This is a genomic window from Methylobacterium haplocladii, from assembly GCF_007992175.1.
Classification (GTDB): Bacteria; Pseudomonadota; Alphaproteobacteria; order Rhizobiales; family Beijerinckiaceae; genus Methylobacterium; species Methylobacterium haplocladii.
In genome coordinates, this window is the sequence record NZ_BJZT01000005.1 from 1 (window position 1) to 18,604 (window position 18,604).

Here is an 18,604-nt window from a genome sequence, read left to right on the forward strand (position 1 = left end):
AGGACGCGCGGCCAGTACCGGCCGCACGACCGATCGAAAAATTGCTTTATATCTATAATCTCCGCCGGCCTCCGTCTTGACGGGCGGCCGGCGGAGTCATTTCCTGGCCCCGATCTATTCCGGCGGAGCCGTCGATGCCAGCATGTCCGCCGCTCTCCCGGCGCCGCTTCGTGGCCGGGGGCCTGTTGCTGGCGGGGACGGGCAGCGTGATCCTTTCACGCGCCGGCTATGCGGACGCTCTCAGCGACGGTCGTTTTCGGAGCGAGGTCGCAGATGTCCTGCGTGCCATCGAGCCGACCGCTACGGTTCTCCCCGATCCCGACCCGGGCCAGATCCGCGTCGGCCGTCTCACGATCGCGTTGACCAACCTGTATCCCCGCGTCGCCAGGCTGTCTGGGACGGAACGTCGGCAGGCGATCGAATCGTATCTGACGGCCTTTCTGCGGCCCGCACCCGGTGCACCCTCGGGCCATACGCAGACTTTCGACACGGCCAAGTCACGCCTGCGCGTCCAGCTCGTACCGCACGAGGTGCTCCGACAGACGCCCAGCCTCGTCCACCGCGCCTTCTCGGAAACATTGATCGTCACCTACGTCCTCGACGAGCCGAACCGCTACCAGTACGTGACGCGAGACATGCTGGCAGGCTGGGGCGTGGACGCCGCAAGCCTCGAGGCGCCGGCCTTGGCCAACCTCGATGCAGCCTCGAAGAAGGCGAACTTCCAGCTCGCCATCGCCGACGATATTCCGGTCCTCGTCATGGTGGCGACCGTCGACAATTACGATGCCGCGCGTCTCATGCTGCCGGGTTATCTTGCCCAGATCGCCGAGGCCCTCAAGACGGACAGCTTGACACTCGCCATCCCAACTCGCGACCTCATGTTGGCATGGCCCGCCGACAGCAAGGCACGCCGGGACATGGCAGAGGAAGTGCGCAAGCAGATGCGGACCGGCGCCTACGCCCGTACCGATGAGCTGTTCCGCTTCGAAAAGGGCGCGGTCAGACCCCTCACGGTCGCTGAACGGGCCGATCACGGTCGATGACGGACAGGAGGGGTCGCCGAGCCTCTTGCATCCCGCCGAACCTTGCGGCATTGACGTCGCCGCGCCGTGGCGCCGTAGGAGTGTAGCTCAACTGGTCAGAGCGCCGGTCTCCAAAACCGGAGGTTGCGGGTTCGAGTCCCTCCACTCCTGCCAGTCCGGCACCACTCAGCCTTTTCATGGATGGTCGACAAGCCGGAGCACTTGCGCTAGAGCGGGCGCACTCCGAGATCGTCGATTGCGTTATCGCGGTCCGGGCGTGGTCGGGGCGTTTGCCTCGGTTGTTCGCCCCGCCGGCTCTCGGAATTTCCGGTACCCGTAAGATCATGGCATCGAACGAAGCGACGAAGAAAGCGGATCCCGCCCGGGGTGCCGCCCGTGGGCCGGCAGCCCCGACGACGGCCCGTTCCGCGCCGGCGCCGCGCCCCCCGGCCAAGCGCGTCGGACCGCTGGAATTCCTAGGACAGGTTCGCGACGAGGGCCGCAAGGTCACGTGGCCGAGCCGCAAGGAGACCACGGTGACCACCATCATGGTGTTCGTCATGGTCGTCGTCGCGAGCATCTTCTTCACGGTCGTCGACCAGTTCCTGCGCTGGGCCGTCGGGCTCCTCCTCGGGATCGCCGGCTAGTCATTTTCCGGCGCGGGTCTTCGCGCCGACGATTGCTTTGGGAGTTGAACCGACCCGTGTCGAAGCGCTGGTACATCGTCCACGCCTACTCGAACTTCGAGAACAAGGTCGCTCAGTCCATCAAGGATCAGGCGGCGCAGCGCGGACTCATGGAGCTCTTCGACGAGGTCATGGTGCCGACCGAGAAGGTCACCGAGGTGCGCCGCGGCCGCAAGGTCGAGGCCGAGCGGAAATTCTTCCCCGGCTACGTCCTCGTGAAGTGCGATCTCACCGACGAGGTCTACCACCTCATCAAGAATACCCCGAAGGTCACCGGCTTCCTCGGTGCCGACAAGTCGAAGCCCGTTCCGATCCCCGACGCGGAAGCCGAACGGATCAAGGGCCAGGTGCAGGAAGGCGTGGACCGCCCGAAGCACTCGGTGTCCTTCGAGATCGGCGAGACCGTGCGCGTCGCCGACGGCCCCTTCGCCAGCTTCAACGGCACCGTCGAGGAAATCGACGATGCCCGCTCGCGCCTCAAGGTGGCGGTGTCGATCTTCGGACGCGCTACCCCGGTGGAGCTCGAATACGGACAGGTCGAGAAGGCCTGACCGTCTGGGCGAATGGGGAGTGGCGAATGGCGAATGGAAGCCGCAAGGCTTTTAGATCGTTAGCGCCTTTCACCAAACGCCGTCAGGCAATGGTCGGCGGACGGCAGTGAAGGCTCAACGCCTTCCATTCGCTATTCGCCATTCGCCATTCGCCTTCATCCGCGGGAGATTTCCTCGGTTCGCCGCCGGGATCACGAAATCGCACCGCGACCTGCAACCGTCCGCTTCGTCGAAGGCTTAGGCAGCCCGGCGGCGGACATACATTGGGAGCAGTCCCTATGGCGAAGAAGATCACGGGTTACGTGAAGCTTCAGGTCCCGGCCGGCGCCGCCAATCCGTCGCCGCCGATCGGTCCCGCGCTCGGTCAGCGCGGCCTCAACATCATGGAATTCTGCAAGGCCTTCAATGCAAGAACCGCGCAGATGGACAAGGGTACCCCGATCCCGGTGATCATCACCGCGTATCAGGACCGCTCGTTCACCTTCGAGATGAAGCAGCCGCCGGTCACCTTCTTCCTGAAGAAGGCCGTCGGCCTGAAGATCGGCAAGAAGCCCGCCTCCGGCTCCAAGACCCCCGGCAAGGGTCCGACCGTCGGCAAGATCTCCGAGGCTCAGCTTCGCGAGATCGCCGAGAAGAAGTTGGTCGACCTCAACTGCGACTCGATCGAGTCGGCCGTTGCCATGATCCGCGGCTCCGCCCGGGCCATGGGTCTCGAAGTGACGGCTTGAGGAGGGCACAATGGCTGAAGGTAAGCGCATCCGCGCCGCCCGCGAGGGCATCGAGCCGACCAAGCTCTACACCATCGACGAAGCGGTCAAGCTCGTGAAGGCGAAGTCGACCGCGAAGTTCGACGAGACCGTCGAGGTCTCCATGAACCTCGGCGTCGATCCCCGCCACGCCGACCAGATGGTCCGCGGCGTCTGCAACCTGCCGAACGGCTCCGGCCGGACCGTGCGGGTCGCGGTCTTCGCTCGCGGCGCCAAGGCCGACGACGCTCGCGAGGCCGGTGCCGACATCGTCGGCGCGGAGGATCTCCTCGAGATCGTCCAGAGCGGCAAGATCGAGTTCGATCGCTGCATCGCGACCCCGGACCTGATGCCGCTCGTCGGCCGTCTCGGCAAGGTGCTCGGCCCCCGTGGCCTGATGCCGAACCCGAAGGTCGGTACGGTGACCATGGACGTGAAGGCCGCCGTCGCCGCCGCCAAGGGCGGCGCCGTGGAGTTCCGCGTCGAGAAGGCCGGTATCGTGCATGCCGGCATCGGCAAGGTGTCCTTCGACGAGCAGAAGCTCGTCGAGAACATCAAGGCCTTTGCCGACGCCGTCTCGAAGGCGAAGCCGACGGGCTCGAAGGGCACCTACATCCAGCGCATCGCCGTCACCTCGACGATGGGTCCGGGCGTGAAGGTCGAGCCGTCGAGCGTGCTCACGGCCTGATCCTCTCGGATCGGAGACAATCCAAGACGCCCGGCCGCTCGGCCGGGCGTTTTCCGTTGGAGCCCGAACTGCAAGGGCAGGGGCGGACACCCTCCGGGGTGCAGCATCCGAAAGCGAAATCGTCCGTGGTTAAGCGAGAGTTAACCGTGGCATAGGACGTTGCCACGGACCGTGCTCGACGGTCGACCACCGGATTGAGGCCGTGCGAAGCAAGGCGCCTCCGATCAGGGATTTCGCAACCGGCAGAGTGGCGTCTTGACCCTCACCGCGCGCATCCTGCTGCTCGTCCTGCTGGCGCTCGCGCCGGCGGTCGCCGTTCAGGTCTACAACGAGCAGGATCTGCGCAACGCACGGGCCGAGACCGTGCGTTCGGCTGCTGCACGCGGGGCGCAAGCCGTCGCCGCCGATCTCGCCCAATTCGCCGATGGCGCTCGCCAAGTCCTCGACATCCTGGCCGAGGAGCCGGCGATCCGCGACCGGGACGCGGCCGCCTGCACGCCCTTCCTCGCCTCCGTGGCCGGCCGGCTGACCGGCTCCAACATCATCGTGGTCACGGACGCCGCCGGCAGCGTCGTCTGCAACAGCAAGGGCGCGGCGCCCGGCTCCTACTCCCTGGCCGACCGCAGCTACTTCAAGACGGTGATGGCCACCGGCCGATCGGCAATCGGCGAATACGTCATCGGGCGCGGCAGCGGACGCCCCACCATCCAGTTCGCACATCCGCTCCGCCACGGCGCCGATGGGATCACCGGACTGATCAATCTCGGCTTCGATCCGGAATGGTTGAGCCAGCGCCTGTCTCAAGCCGGGCTGCCCCGCGACGCCGCCATCACCGTCGTCGATCGCAACGGCTCGGTGCTCGTGCGCCTCCCCGATACGACGGCCTGGATCGGGCGCCGTGTCCCCGACGACTTCGAAGCGGCTCTGAAGGGCGCCGTCGCCGCCGGCGGCGTCACGGAGATGCCCGACCTGTACGGCACCCTGCGCATTACCGGGGCCGTGCGTCCGCAGGGCTCTCTCGACGGCATCACCGTGTCCGTCGGCCTGAGCCGGGATGCCGCCTTCGCCGATATCGATGCCGCGAACCGGCGGGGCGTGGTGCTCATCGTCGCCGGCATCGTGGTCGCATTGCTGGCGGCCCTGGCCGGCGGTCGAGCCTTCATCCGCCGCCCGGTGCAAAGGCTGCTGCGGGCTGCCCATGCCTGGCGCGGCGGCGATCTCGGCGCGCGTTCGGGGCTCAAGGGCAGTTCCGAATTCGGCGAACTCGGTCAAGCCTTCGACACGATGGCCGCGGCGCTCCAGAGCCACGAGCAGGACCTCAAGGCCGAGCTCTCGCGCAGCCATGCCCTGCAGGAGCAGCAGGTGACGATGCTGCACGAGTTGAACCACCGCGTGAAGAACACGCTCGCCACAGTGCAATCCCTGGCGCGGCAGTCGCGCGGCGGCGAGGAGCAGGTCGCGCAGCTCGAAAACCGTATCCTCGCGCTGTCGAAGACCCACGATCTGCTGACGCGCAAGGACTGGACCCGAGCCTCGCTCCGGCAGGTGCTGGAGAACGAACTGTCGCCCTACCGCAACGGCGAGGACCAGTTCGACCTCGTCGGGGAGGACGTCGATCTGCCGCCGCGCTACGTGCTGGCGCTCGGCATGACGGCGCACGAACTCACGACGAACGCGGCCAAGTACGGCGCGCTCTCGACCGGCACCGGCCGCGTCAGCGTCGGCTGGCGGGTGACCCGCGGCGAGGCCGGTCAGAACCGCCTCCGGATCGAGTGGCGCGAACACGACGGGCCGCCCGTCACGATCCCGCAACGCCGCGGCTTCGGCAGCCGCCTGATCACAGGCGGCATCGCGCGGGAACTCGCCGGGGAGGTCCGGCTCGAGTTCGATCCGCAAGGCCTGCGCTGCGTCATCGACGTGCCGTTGGAGGCGTGCGCCACCGCACATTGAGAGGCATAGCGCCCCTCGCGGCCGAGACCGGAGATCGACAAAACCGCGGCGAGAAAGCGCGCTCCGGGGGGACGCCATCGCCGTGCGCTGTGCTATATCCGCATCCATGCGAAGCACAGTCTCGGTCACCTCGAATCGACGCATCCTGTGCGTCTTTCCCGCTTACACGCCGTCCTTCGGCACGTTCTCCCACGCCTACCCACTCATGGGCGGCGTGAAGGCGTTCATGCCGCCACAGGGGCTCCTCGTGATCGCGGCCTACATGCCGGAGAGCTGGGAGTGCCGCTTCATCGACGAGAACATCCGCCGCGCGGGGCCTGAGGACTTCGCCTGGGCCGATGCGGTGTTCGTCTCGGGCATGCACATCCAGGAAGGCCAGATCCACGATATCGGCCGGCGCGCCCATGCCGCCGGCAAGGTCGCCGCGCTCGGGGGTCCCTCGGTCTCGGGCGCCAAGGAGAAGTACCCGGATTACGACTACCTGCATGTCGGCGAGATCGGCGATTCCACGGACCGGCTGATCGAGGCTCTCGACCACGACCTATCGCGGCCGGACCGTCAGGTGATCTTCGAGACGAAGGAACGGCTTCCGCTCTCCGACTTTCCCGCGCCGTCCTACGAGGCGGCGCCGCTCAAGCGCTACCTAATCGGCTCGCTTCAGTTCTCCTCGGGCTGTCCCTATCGCTGTGAGTTCTGCGATATCCCCCAGCTCTACGGACGCCAGCCGCGGCTGAAGAGCCCGGAACAGATGTGCGCCGAACTCGATGCGATCATCAGCCAGCCCGGCCACCCGGCCGTGGTCTACTTCGTCGACGACAACTTCATCGCCAACCGCAAGGCGACGCGGGACATGCTCCCGCACCTCGTCGCTTGGCAGAAGAAGAACGACTATCCGCTCCAGTTCGCCTGCGAGGCGACGCTGAACATGGCGAAGCAGCCCGAGATCCTGGAGCTGATGCGCCAGGCGAACTTCATGACCGTCTTCGTCGGAATCGAGACGCCGGAGGAGGATGCGCTCAAGGGTATCGACAAGACCCACAACGCCGCCGTGCCGATGTACGGCGCGATCGAGACGCTGAATTCCTACGGGCTCGAAGTGACGTCGGGCATCATCCTCGGCCTCGACAGCGACACCGATCAATCCGAGCAGCGGTTGATCGATTTCATCGACAAGTCGGCAATCCCGGTGCTGACGATCAATCTGCTCCAGGCCCTGCCCAAGACCCCACTCTGGGACAGGCTCGAGCGCGAGGGGCGACTCCTGCACGACGCCAGCCTCGAATCGAACGTGCTGTTCATGCGTCCGCACGACAGCGTGGTGGCGAGCTGGCGCCGGGCGATCGGGCACGCCTACACGCCCGAGCGGCTCTTCGAGCGCTTCAAGCACCAGTGCGACGTGACCTACGGCAACCGCATCGTCACGCCGACCAAGGGCAAGCTGACCTTCACCAATCTGCGCCGCGGCCTGATCCTCGGCTTCAACATCGTCACGCGCGTCGGCCTGTTCTCGGATTATCGGCGGCCGTTCTGGAACGCGGCGGGCCACGCCTTGAAGCGCGGGCAGATCGAGGCGGTGTTCAACATGGGCTTCGTCGCCCATCACCTGATCCGCTTCACCCGCGAGGCCCTGCGCGGCGAGCACAACGCCTCGTTCTACGCGGCCAAGGCCGCCGAGACCGAGAAGGCGCGCGACCGCGGCTTCTGGGCCAACGCCCGCCGCCGTTTCGTCCCGGAACGTGAGGCGGCTTAGCGGCCTGAGGCCGACTTGACTCGCCGGCCGACCGGGGGCCTTGAGGCAGCATGTCCAGCCTCGATGCCTTTGCGCTCGATACCCTCGTTCAGCTCGATGCGGCCTCTCTGCGCCGACGCCTCGCGGCAACGGAGCGGCGGAACGGAGTGATGACCCGGAGGGCGGGGCGAGACCTCGTTTCCTTCTCCTGCAACGATTATCTCGGGCTGAGTCACGACCCGCGGGTGATCGCGGCGGCAACCGAGGCTTTGGCGCGATACGGTACCGGGGCGGGGGCCTCGCGGCTCGTCACCGGCAACCATCCGCCGCTGATCGCGCTGGAGAAGCGGCTTGCCGCCCACAAGGGCAAGGAAGCGGCCCTCGTCTTCGGCAGCGGCTACCTCGCCAATCTCGGCATCGTTTCGGGGCTCGTCGGCGCGGGCGACCTGATCCTGGTCGATGCGCTCGGGCATTCCTGCCTCTTCGCCGGAGCGAAACTGTCGGGCGCCGAGACGATGCGCTTCCGGCACAACAGTCTCGCGCATCTCGCGACGCTTCTCGACAAGCATCGTGGCAAGGCCCAACGGGCGATGATCCTGACCGAGCGGGTCTTCAGCATGGACGGCGACCGGGCGCCGCTGGACGCAATCCTGGCTTTGGCCGAGGCACACGACGCCTGGGTGCTGGTAGACGACGCCCATGGCCTCGGCGTGATCGAACCCGGTACCCGCGCGCCACTCGAAATGGGCACGCTCTCGAAGACGCTTGGTTCGTACGGTGGCTATCTCTGCGCCTCGCGCCCTGTGATCGACCTGCTGACATGCCGTGCCCGCAGCTTCATCTATACCACCGGCCTTCCGCCAGCCTCGGCTGCGGCCGCGCTCGCGGCGCTCGATATCGTCGAAGCCGAACCGGAGCGCGCTGCCCGGCCGCTGGCGCTGGCCCGCCGCTTCACGGCGCGGCTCGGGCTGCCCGAGGCGCAGAGCCCGATCGTGCCGATCGTGGTGGGCGAGGTGGAGACGGCGCTGGCGCTCTCTGCGGCGTTGGAGGCGCGCGGCTTCCTCGTCGTCGCGATACGGCCGCCGACGGTGCCGCCCGGCACGGCACGACTGCGCATCGCCTTCTCCGCCGCACACGGCGAGGCGCAGGTGGACGGGCTCGCCGAGGCGGTGGCGGATTTGCGACCGGGCGTCACACCGTAGGCAAGGGATTGGCATTCGCGTTGCGGCGCGGATGCGGCCAGTGTTCGGACTGGCCCTCGCTTCGATGGACACGCCGCCCGTGCTCGCCTCAGCCCTCGCCACCCGCAAGCCCATCACAGCGATCTTGGCGCAGGAGGAGGACCATGAGGCTTCGTCGCGCGGGCTCACCCGCAGCCTGTCGGCGCTCAGCCTCGTCTGCATCGGGGTCGGCGGCACGATCGGGGCCGGTATCTTCGTATTGACCGGAACGGCGGCGGCGCAGTTCGCGGGGCCGGGCCTCGCGCTCTCCTTCATCCTCGCCGGCATCGCAAGTGGCCTCGTCGGGCTCTGCTACGCCGAACTCGCTGCGATGATTCCGGTCGCGGGGTCGACCTACACCTACACCTACGCGACGCTCGGCAGTCTCGCCGCCTGGATCATCGGTTGGGACCTCGTCCTCGAATTCGCGATGGCGGCCTCTACCGTCGCGGTCGGCTGGTCGGGCTATGCCCAGAGCCTCGCAGCGGATTTCGGACTGAGGCTGCCGCCCTCCCTCGCCTCGGCACCGGGACGCGGCGGCATCGTCGACCTGCCGGCAGCCGCGATCACCTGCGGACTGACCCTGCTGCTCATGCGCGAGGCGCGCGATGCCGCCATGAGCAACGCGATCCTGGTGGCCCTGAAGGTCGCGATCATCCTCAGCTTCGTGGTGGTCGGCGGCATCCACGTGAAGCCCGAGTTGTGGTCGCCGCTCGTGCCGCCGAACGAAGGCGCGTTCGGCGCCTTCGGCTGGAGCGGCATCCTGCGCGGGGCGGGGGTCGTGTTCTTCGCCTATATCGGCTTCGAGACCGTGTCCTGCGCCGCCGCCGAGACCCGGCATCCGCAGCGCGACGCCCCGATCGGCCTGATCGGCGCACTGGTCGTCAGCACCGTGCTCTACGTCGCGGTGGCGATCGTGCTCACCGGGCTCGTGCCCTTCAAGGCGCTGAACGTCCCCGACCCCATCGCCAAAGCGGTCGATACGCTCGGCCTCGATGCTTTCGGACTGCTGATCAAGGTCGGAGCGCTCATCGGCCTGACCACAGCCTGCCTCACCGCCCTCTATGGGCAGGGCCGGATCCTCTATGCGATGGCGAGGGACCGTATGCTGCCGGACATCTTCGCGCGGCTCGATCCGGTGACGCGCGCGCCGCGGATCGGCCAAGTGACGATCGGTCTCGTCACCGCCACCGTCGCGGCGCTCGTCCCGATCGAGGTCCTCGGCGAACTCGTCAGCATCGGAACGCTGTTCGCCTTCATCCTCGTCTGCAGCGCCGTACTGATCTTACGGCGGACCGATCCGGAACGGACGCGTCCGTTCCGGGTGCCGGGTGGCAAAGTCCTGCCGGTGCTCGGCATTCTTGCGTGCCTCGCCCTGATGGTCGGGCTGCCAGGCGACACCTGGATCCGGCTCGTCGCCTGGCTCGTTCTCGGGCTCGCGATCTTCTTGGGCTATGGCCGCAGGAGATTACGAGCGCCCGCCGCTCAGTAGGTCCGCTGACCCTGACGTCCGCCGCCATAGCGCCGACGCAGCCAAGAGACGACCTTGGGCAGCAGGAAAGCGAGGATCAGTTTGCGCATGATGCGGGTCCGGGCTCCGGTATCGTTATTGCGAAGCCTCAATTGTCCGCCGGGCGGCGATGTTCCGTCACAGTTCCAGCGTCAGCGTCACCGGTGCGTGGTCGGACGGCCGCTCCCAGCCGCGCGCCTCGCGAAACACCTCCATCTTGCGGACGGTGTCCTTGAGGTCCGGCGAGACCCAGGCGTGGTCGAGGCGGCGCCCCTTGTTGGCGGCCTGCCAGTCCGGCGAGCGATAGCTCCACCACGTGTAGATCTTCTCGGGCTCCGGCGTGAGCAGGCGCGCCGTGTCGATCCAGTCGGCTTCGCCGCGCAGGGTCTCCAACGCCTCGGTCTCGATGGGCGTGTGGCTGACCACGTCGAGCAGCTGCTTGTGCGACCAGACGTCGTGCTCGAGGGGCGCGACGTTGAGATCGCCCACCAGGATCGCCGGGCCGGCGACGCGCTTACCGCCCCAGGCACGCAGTTCCTGCAGGAAGTCGAGCTTGTGCGCGAATTTCGGGTTGAGGGCGCGGTCGGGGATGTCGCCGCCGGCCGGCACGTAGAAATCGTGCAGCGCGATCCCCGCCGCAGCGCCAGCCTCCGGCCCGAGTACCGCCGAGATGTGGCGCGCATCCTGGCGCTCGCAGAACGGCATCACGCAGCGTGTGAGCAGCGGAAACCGCGAGAGGATGGCAACGCCGTTGTAGCCCTTCTGTCCGGCGAAAAAGACGTTCTCATATCCGGAGCCGCGCAGCGCCTTCAGCGGAAACGCATCGTCGGGACACTTAGTCTCCTGCAGGCAGAGGACGTCGGGCTTCGCAGCGTCGAGAAAACGCAGTACCGAGTCGATGCGCAGCCGCACCGAGTTGATGTTCCAGGTGGTGACGGTGAGGCGCAACGGATCCGGCCCTGTAGGGTTGGCATCGGCGAAGGGCGTCACCGATAGATCGGTTTCGCGCACTCGTCGCCGATGAAATGCCGCCGCCGGTCGCTTGTCCGCGGCATCCGGCGACCTCTCGTTCAAGGACTCCCGAGTGTCACGCACCCGCTCCGTGCTCTTCAACCTGTACTGGGCCGGCTGGACCGGCCTGTTCGCCTTCCCGCTCGTGGTTCTGGCCGCCCTGGGCTCACCGGCCCGGCCGATCCGGGCGTTCACGCGGCTGTGGTCGCGGGGCATCCTGTTCGGCCTGCATCACATCATCGGGCTGACCTACGTCGAGGAAGGCCGCGAGCGCATTCCGGCCGAGCCGTGCCTGATCGTCGCAAACCACCAGTCGGCCTGGGAGACGCTGGCGTTCCTGACGCTCGTGCCGAACGTCGCGATCGTCGCCAAGCGCGAACTCGTGGCCATTCCGATCGTCGGCTGGTTCCTGAAGCGCTCGCCGATGATCATCATCGACCGCGCCAACGGCACGCAGGCGCTGCGCATCATGATCGACGAGAGCCGCGCCGCGATCGGGCAGGGACGCTCGATCCTGATGTTCCCGGAAGGGACGCGTGGGGAGATCACGGCGCCGGTGCAGTTCAAGCGCGGCGTCGAGCTGCTCTACGCCAAACTCGGCCTGCCGGTGCTGCCGGTCGCGGTGAATTCGGGGCTGTACTGGCCGCATGGCGGCTCGCGCCACAAGCCTGGAACCGTGGTGGTGAGCTACCTCGCCACCTTGGCGCCGGGCCTGACCGGCGGCGAGTTCATGCGCGGCACGCAAGGTGCGATCGATTCGGAACTGGACCGCTGGCGGGAGCCGGAAGCGCGGACTGTAGAGCCAGCGCTGCAGGCGATCTGAGGCCTACTGCTCGGCCTGCGCTTCGTTGCGCTTGATCTGCTCGCGCATCGCCTTGTCTTCGGCGCGGCCGTAATCGATGAAGAACAGCGTGCCGTCGACGGCCTTGCCCTTCTGCAGGTTGGCGAGTTGCACCGTCGTCAGGTAGCCCTGCGGGTCGGTGATCCGCCATTGCGAGAGCGTCTTCATTTCGGCGTCGAAATAGAGCTGGATCTTCGAGGTGCCCCCAAGCGTCGAGCGGTCCTCCAGCGTCACGCGGATGCCGCCGGGCTCGTTCGAGACGTCGGTCACGGTGAGGTCGCGGGCGAGATCGATCTTTTCGCGGATCAGGAATTTCAGCGGCGTCTGCGAGATGAAGTAGAGATCCTGCGTATTCAGCTTGCGGTCGCGCACGGCCACCGAGGTGCCGTCGGCAATCACCTCCAGCGGCGAGGGCTGGTCGTATTCGAAGCGCAGGCGGCCGGGCTTGGCCAGGGAGAGCTTGCCGCCGATCTTGCGGCCGTCCGGCCCGATCTGCATGAAGCCGCCGGTGAGCGTCTGGAAGCTGTTGAAATAGGCGTTGGCGCGCTGGACGACGGCCTCGGGCTCGGCATTCTGCAGCGACGATCCGGCGGCCGGCGTTCCGACAGCGGCGACCTGCGACTCGGCAGGCCTGGCAGTGGCCTTGGGAGCGACGGACTTGTCGGCGCTCGCGGCCTTGTCCTTGGCGGGCTTCTGAGCGGCCTTCTTGCCGTTCGCGGCCGGCGCTTCGGCTTCCGGAGCGGGCGCAGCCTTCTCCTCCTTGTTGCCGAGGAGGCCGTCGATAAAGTTGGACAGCTGCGCCGAGGCCGGCTGCGGCTGCAGCGCGAGGGCCAGGAGAAGCAGCGGACCGGCGGCGAGGCGGGAGCGGCGGCCAGTCATCGTCTTGCGGTCTCCGAGACTTGCGTGCGTTTCTTCGGGCGGGACCGCTTCGGTCCATTTGAACGTTCCGGGGCACGAAGCACCGGAACGTCCAGGGTTAGAGCCCGCGCCTGTGGCGAAGTTGCGGCTCACTCGTCGTCGTCGTAGCCCGAGGAGGGCATCGGCACGCCGTCGACCAGGATCTCGCGCTTTCCGGCATGGTTGGCCGGGCCGACGATGCCCTCGATCTCCATGCGCTCCATGATCGAGGCGGCGCGGTTGTAACCGATCTGCAGGCGACGCTGGATGTAGGAGGTCGAGGCCTTCTTGTCCCGCAGCACCACGGCGATCGCCTGATCGTAGAGATCGGCCCCGTCGCCGCCGCTGGCCGCGACGAAGGCGCCGACGTCGAAGACCGGAGCATCGGCCTCCTCGCCCTCGGGCTCCTCCTTGTCGGCCTTGGCGCGCGAGCCCTTCGTCGCCTTCTCCGGCTCACCCGTGCCGTCATCCGCCGTGACCGCTTCGAGATAGGACGGACGGCCCTGGTGCTTGAGGTGGTCGACGACGGTCTCGACCTCGCTGTCCGAACAGAACGGCCCGTGGACGCGGGTGGTTCGTCCGCCGCCGGCCATGAACAGCATGTCGCCCTGGCCCAAGAGCTGCTCGGCGCCCATCTCGCCGAGGATCGTGCGGCTGTCGATCTTCGAGGTGACCTGGAAGCTGATCCGGGTCGGGAAGTTCGCCTTGATGGTGCCGGTGATGACGTCGACCGAGGGACGCTGCGTCGCCATGATCAGGTGGATGCCGGCGGCGCGGGCCATCTGGGCAAGACGCTGGATCGCGCCCTCGATGTCCTTGCCCGCCACCATCATCAGGTCGGCCATCTCGTCGACCACGATGACGATGTAGGGCAGCGCCGAGAGGTCCATCGCCTCCTCGACGAACACCGCCTCGCCGGTCTCGCGGTTGAAGCCGGTCTGGATGGTGCGGTTGATGACCTCGCCCTTCTCGCGGGCCTCCTTCATCCGGCCATTGTAGCCGTCGATGTTGCGCACACCGACCTTCGACATCTTCTTGTAGCGCTCCTCCATCTCGCGCACCGCCCATTTGAGGGCGATGACCGCCTTCTTCGGGTCGATGACGACGGGGGAGAGCAGGTGCGGGATGCCGTCGTAGACGGACAGTTCCAGCATCTTCGGGTCGACCATGATCAGGCGGCACTCCTCCGGCTTCAGCCGGTATAGCAGCGACAGGATCATCGTGTTGATGGCCACCGACTTGCCCGAGCCGGTGGTGCCGGCGACGAGCAGGTGCGGCATGCGGGCGAGGTCGGCGATGATCGGCTCGCCGCCGATGTTCTTGCCGAGGCAGAGCGCGAGCTTGTGCTTGGTGTGGACGAAGTCCTCGGAGGCCAGGAGTTCGCGCAGGTACACGGTCTCGCGCACGGCGTTCGGCAGTTCGATGCCGATGACGTTCCGGCCGGGCACCACCGCGACGCGGGCCGACACGGCGGACATCGAGCGGGCGATGTCGTCCGACAGGCCGATGACGCGGCTCGACTTGGTGCCAGGCGCCGGCTCCAGCTCGTAGAGGGTCACGACCGGACCGGGACGAACCGCGAGGATATCGCCGCGAACCCCGAAATCCTGGACGGTCTGCTGAAGGTTGAGTGCGTTCTGCTCCAGTTCGTCGGCATCGACTTCCTCGGTGTCCGACAGCATCGGCTCGGCGAGGAGTTCGAGGGCCGGAAGCTCGTAGTTCTCGTTGCCGACGAAGGACATCGGCACGTGCTGGTTCGCAGGCACCAAGGTGCGGCGCTCGGGCATGACCGCGCGGGACGTCGACACCGGCGCTGGCTGGGCGGCGACCGGCTCGGGAGCGGGGGCCGGCTCGGGCTCGACCGCCGCGATCTCGGTCTCCTCGATCTCGGGGGCTGCCGTCTTCGGCGTGCGCAACAGGACCGGACGTGACGGGATCGGCACCGGGCGCGGCGCCGATGCGACGACCTCGTCCTGCCAGACCGGGGGAGGGGAGGGGAAGGTCGCAACGGGCGTCGGCGCGGCCGGCTGAGAGGCAACGGCCGGGCGGATCGCGGCGCGGGCGGCCATGGCGGAGGGGACGGGACGCGGGGCCGGGACCACGCGCTCCGAAAGGCCGCCCGAGACGAGGCTCAGTGCCGGCTTCGCGGGTGCGGCCCGGACCATCGCCTCGGGTTCGGCCGGAGTGTTGGCCGGGAGCGGCATCGGCATGCCCTCGAAGCGCACGAGATGATCGAGTGCATAGACCGGCGCAGCCGGCAGGGCGCGCAGCAGCGAAATGTCGAGCGGCACCGAAACGAAGGTCTCGGGAGCCTGAGGCACCGGCTTCGCGGTCGTGACGTCGGGGCCAGACGCATCGGCGAACCACAGCTCGGTGGAAGAGGACTCGGCGGCGCCGAACCAGCCCTGCAGATCCGACCAGTCCGGCACGTCGGACCACTCGGCATCGGGAACCTGCGTATCCGATACCGGCTGCGGCTTCGGGGCCACGGGGCGCGGCCGATCGGGGGTGCGGAAGAAGCGGACGCCGGGCGGCGGCACGAACGGGCGGCGCCAGGCCGGAACGGCCTCGGCGGCGGCGCGGGCGGCATCCTCCGCCTGTTGCGCGGCGAGCTCGATGGCGAGTTCCTCGGCCCGAAGCGCCTCGGCCTCGGCCGCCTCGCGAGCGGCTTCGGCTGCGGCGTAGGCCGCGACCTGGGCTTCGTGCAGGGCCTGGACCTGCCGCTGGGCCTCGCGCTCGGCTTCGATGGCGCGCTGGCGACGCTCCTGCAGGACAGGGTCGGGCGTGCGGGTGAAGCGGACGCTCGGGTCATAGGCCTGGACCGGCATCGCCGCCGGCACGATGGAGTCCGGGCGGCGCGGGGTGCGCACGAGAACGCCGGCGCCCGAGGCACCCGCATCGATGCGGCTCTCGTAGGAAGGATCGAGGTCGTAAGCGTCCTGCGGTACGAGGTCGTCGTCGAAGGCCTGATGAGACCAGGCCGCCGAAGGTCGTGACGGCTCGGGCTGCGCGAGCATCGCCCCCGGCGAAGTCAGCCAGCTCGGAGGAGCCTCGGGAGTGGGGCGTGCCACCGGCTGGGCCGAGCGCTGCGGCGGCCCGTAGAGACGGCGCGCGACGTTCGAGCGAAGCGCCATCAGGCGCTGCGTGATGGCGCCGATGGAGAGGTCGAGGCGGTCGCCGCCGCGACCCGGGCGAGAGGGATCACGATGGGTTTGGGGAGGCCGTCCCGTTGCGCGCATGATCTGTGAAATGACTCGATACAAGGTCCGACTCCCCGCGGAGCGGTTCCCCGCCAGTTAGGCGCAGCGTCGTTAATGAACGCTTGAAAGAGGGCCTTCCGAACCGTCCCGCACGGCGGCTCGCCTGTACGCGTTCAACCTCTGGAGGTGCGATCGAGCCGGCCGAGCGCGCGCACCAGCGCCGGTTCCAAGGCGCGCAGTTCGTCGAGATGCGCCACCGTCAGCCGTCTCAGGATGGCTTCCGCCTTCGGCGTCAAAGCCAGCTCGGTCCGGCGGCGGTCGTCGGCCGCGGCCGTCTTCGTCACGAGACCGCCCTGCTCCATCCGCCGTACCAGCTCGGCCGCCGAGTTCGCGGCGACCATGAGCTGCCGGGCGAGCATGCCGACGCTCGGCGCTTCGTCACCGACATGTCCCGCGATCGCCAGCAGCGCCTGATGCTGCTGCGGTGGCAGGCCGGCCTCCGTCGCCGCTTCGGCGCTGAAGGCGAGGAAGCGGCGCAGTCGATGCCGAAAATCGGCGATCGCGGCGTATTGCTCCGGAGACAGGCCGGCCTCGTCGTTCGCCTTCGTCGTCATGCCGCCGCTCCCGACCACCGCGCAGCCCCCATAGATTATATCGTAACACGATATATATCCGTCTCCGAACCAGGAGACGACATGCCGAGTGTGACCGAACGAAAGCCGTCGAAGACCACGGAGCGGCACGGCTCCCGCCCGCTCGGGGATTTCACGGCGAACCCGCGCCTGCTCGTTCTCGTCGCGATGGCGCTGGCGATCGGGACGGCAGCCGCCTTCGCCGCCTTCGCACTGGTCAAGCTGATCGCCCTCGTCACGCAGATCGCCTGGTTCGGACGGTTCGATACGACATCCATCTCGCTCGCGGAGGCCGCCCGCTCGCCTTGGATGGTGGCCATCCCGGTACTTGGCGGCCTCGTCATCGGGCTGATGGCGCGTTTCGGCTCCGAGAAGATCCGCGGCCATGGCATCCCGGAGGCGATCGAGGCGATCCTGATCGGCGGCAGCCGCATGTCGCCCAAGGTAGCACTGCTCAAGCCGCTCTCCTCCGCGATCTCGATCGGCACCGGCGGCCCGTTCGGCGCGGAAGGGCCGATCATCATGACGGGGGGCGCGATCGGCTCGCTCTTCGCCCAGTTCTTCCATCTGAGTTCTGCCGAGCGGAAGACGCTGCTGGTCGCGGGTGCGGCCGCTGGCATGACGGCGATCTTCGGAACGCCCGTCGCCGCGGTACTGCTGGCGGTCGAGCTGCTGCTGTTCGAATGGCGGCCGCGCAGCTTCATCCCCGTCGCCGCAGCCGCGGTGACGGCCACGGCGTGGCGCCCGCTGCTGTTCGGGACGGGACCGCTCTTTCCGTTCGCGGGAACACCGGTGTTGCCCTGGTGGGGGCTGATCGCCTGCGCCGGACTGGGCATCCTCGCCGGCCTGCAATCGGCAGTTCTGACGAAATGCCTCTACGCCCTGGAGGATGCTTTCGAGCGCCTGCCGATCCACTGGATGTGGTGGCCTGCGCTCGGCGGCGTCTGCATCGGACTCGGCGGCCTGATCGAGCCCCGGGCGCTCGGGGTCGGCTACGACGTCATCGGCGATTTGCTCGCCGGGCACCTGCTCGTCGGGGCGGTTCTGCTGATCCTGGTCGTCAAGGCGGCGATCTGGCTGCTGGCGCTGTCGTCCGGCACGTCGGGCGGCGTTCTCGCACCGCTCCTCATCCTCGGCGGCGCCATGGGCTGGCTCGTCGGTTGCGTGCTGCCGGGCGATCCGGGCTTCTGGGCGCTCCTCGGGATGGCCGCGATGCTCGGCGGCACCATGCGGGCGCCCCTCACCGGCGCGGTCTTCGCCGCCGAGATCACCGGCGATCTGAACGCCCTGCCGGCTCTGCTCGCGGCGACGGTCGCGGCCTATGCGGTGACGGTCCTGCTGCTCAAGCGCTCCATCCTCACCGAGAAGATCGCCCGGCGCGGCCAGCACATCGTCCGCGAATACGGCGTCGATCCCTATGAGCTCAGCCGCGTCCGCGACGTGATGGTGACCGAGGTCGAGACGCTCTCAGGCACTCTCTCCGTCGCACAGGCCATCGCCGCGATCGAACGCGGCGAGCATCGCACCTACCCGGTCGTCGACGCCGAAGGACGACCGATCGCCGTGGTGTCCGGCAAGGATGCCTTGCACTGGGCGTCCACACCGGGAAGGGATGGGGAGCGGCTTGCGGACCGCCTCGCAGACCGCACCTTCGCCGTGTTCCATCCGGACGATGTCGTCGCGCGCGCCCTCGATCTCATGCTCGGCCGGCACCAGGGCTGCATCGCGGTCGCGGACTCCCACTCCGGGCGGCTCGTGGGCATCGTCACGCGCCGGGACCTCCTGAAGGTTCGGGCGGAGGTCATTCGATCGGAGGACGAGCGCCGGGTCTTTCTCGCCCGACGGAATCCGTTGAGGACCCGAGCGCGGGGGCGGGCTGCGTGAGAGCGCCGTTCAGCGTAAGCTGGCGCGTCCTTCGGCA

Annotated in this window: 15 protein-coding genes and 1 tRNA gene; 12 read left to right on the top strand and 4 right to left on the bottom strand. The window is 67.9% G+C overall.

Annotated elements, in window-relative coordinates; genetic code table 11:
• The first annotated feature begins 170 nt into the window (after positions 1–170).
• The 10 genes from MHA02_RS02110 (at position 171) to MHA02_RS02155 (ending at position 10,084) form a co-directional block, all read left to right on the top strand.
• Positions 171–1,043, top strand: a complete 873-nt coding sequence (locus MHA02_RS02110) for a DUF1444 family protein (RefSeq protein WP_170248981.1) — start codon at positions 171–173, stop codon at positions 1,041–1,043.
• Positions 1,044–1,119: 76 nt separating this feature from the next.
• Positions 1,120–1,196, top strand: a tRNA-Trp gene (locus tag MHA02_RS02115).
• A 170-nt stretch (positions 1,197–1,366) separates the two neighbouring features.
• The gene (gene secE, locus MHA02_RS02120; protein WP_147076329.1) at positions 1,367–1,669 is read left to right on the top strand and encodes a preprotein translocase subunit SecE; all 303 of its coding nucleotides are present in this window, start codon (positions 1,367–1,369) and stop codon (positions 1,667–1,669) included.
• Positions 1,670–1,725: 56 nt separating this feature from the next.
• Positions 1,726–2,259, top strand: coding sequence for a transcription termination/antitermination protein NusG (gene nusG / locus MHA02_RS02125; protein WP_147076330.1), 534 nt, complete (start codon positions 1,726–1,728; stop codon positions 2,257–2,259).
• A gap of 278 nt (positions 2,260–2,537) precedes the next feature.
• The gene (rplK, locus tag MHA02_RS02130) at positions 2,538–2,987 is read left to right on the top strand and encodes a 50S ribosomal protein L11 (protein WP_147076331.1); all 450 of its coding nucleotides are present in this window, start codon (positions 2,538–2,540) and stop codon (positions 2,985–2,987) included.
• A 10-nt stretch (positions 2,988–2,997) separates the two neighbouring features.
• Positions 2,998–3,693 carry a 50S ribosomal protein L1 gene (gene rplA, locus MHA02_RS02135; protein WP_147076332.1) on the top strand — a complete coding sequence of 232 codons (696 nt, stop codon included), beginning with the start codon at positions 2,998–3,000 and terminating at the stop codon, positions 3,691–3,693.
• 255 nt (positions 3,694–3,948) lie between these two features.
• Positions 3,949–5,643, top strand: coding sequence for a sensor histidine kinase (locus MHA02_RS02140; RefSeq protein ID WP_147076333.1), 1,695 nt, complete (start codon positions 3,949–3,951; stop codon positions 5,641–5,643).
• Between the two features lie 106 nt (positions 5,644–5,749).
• Positions 5,750–7,393: a B12-binding domain-containing radical SAM protein gene (locus MHA02_RS02145; protein WP_147076334.1), complete on the top strand. Its 1,644-nt coding sequence runs from the start codon at positions 5,750–5,752 to the stop codon at positions 7,391–7,393.
• Between the two features lie 50 nt (positions 7,394–7,443).
• Entirely contained in the window at positions 7,444–8,574 is a 1,131-nt protein-coding gene (locus MHA02_RS02150) for an aminotransferase class I/II-fold pyridoxal phosphate-dependent enzyme (protein ID WP_147076335.1), read from the top strand.
• Positions 8,575–8,653: 79 nt separating this feature from the next.
• Positions 8,654–10,084, top strand: a complete 1,431-nt coding sequence (locus tag MHA02_RS02155) for an amino acid permease (RefSeq protein WP_147076569.1) — start codon at positions 8,654–8,656, stop codon at positions 10,082–10,084.
• Positions 10,085–10,240: 156 nt separating this feature from the next.
• Here MHA02_RS02155 and xth read toward each other — a convergent pair whose 3' ends face one another.
• Entirely contained in the window at positions 10,241–11,050 is an 810-nt protein-coding gene (gene xth / locus MHA02_RS02160; RefSeq protein ID WP_147076570.1) for an exodeoxyribonuclease III, read from the bottom strand.
• Between the two features lie 136 nt (positions 11,051–11,186).
• Between xth and MHA02_RS02165 the strand changes: the two genes are divergently transcribed.
• A complete protein-coding gene (locus MHA02_RS02165; protein WP_147076336.1) occupies positions 11,187–11,936 on the top strand; it encodes a lysophospholipid acyltransferase family protein in 750 nt (249 codons plus the stop codon).
• Positions 11,937–11,939: 3 nt separating this feature from the next.
• Here MHA02_RS02165 and MHA02_RS02170 read toward each other — a convergent pair whose 3' ends face one another.
• The 3 genes from MHA02_RS02170 to MHA02_RS02180 all read right to left on the bottom strand — a co-directional run bounded on the left by MHA02_RS02170 (position 11,940) and on the right by MHA02_RS02180 (position 16,665).
• On the bottom strand, positions 11,940–12,833 hold the full coding sequence (locus tag MHA02_RS02170) for a LolA family protein (RefSeq protein WP_147076337.1): 894 nt from the start codon (positions 12,831–12,833) through the stop codon (positions 11,940–11,942).
• A 128-nt stretch (positions 12,834–12,961) separates the two neighbouring features.
• Positions 12,962–16,090, bottom strand: coding sequence for a DNA translocase FtsK (locus MHA02_RS02175; protein ID WP_373318398.1), 3,129 nt, complete (start codon positions 16,088–16,090; stop codon positions 12,962–12,964).
• Positions 16,091–16,224: 134 nt separating this feature from the next.
• Positions 16,225–16,665 (bottom strand): MarR family winged helix-turn-helix transcriptional regulator, encoded by a 441-nt coding sequence (locus MHA02_RS02180; RefSeq protein ID WP_147076338.1) that lies wholly within the window; start codon positions 16,663–16,665, stop codon positions 16,225–16,227.
• 81 nt (positions 16,666–16,746) lie between these two features.
• Between MHA02_RS02180 and MHA02_RS02185 the strand changes: the two genes are divergently transcribed.
• Positions 16,747–18,567: a chloride channel protein gene (locus tag MHA02_RS02185; protein ID WP_147076339.1), complete on the top strand. Its 1,821-nt coding sequence runs from the start codon at positions 16,747–16,749 to the stop codon at positions 18,565–18,567.
• Positions 18,568–18,604 lie beyond the last annotated feature (37 nt).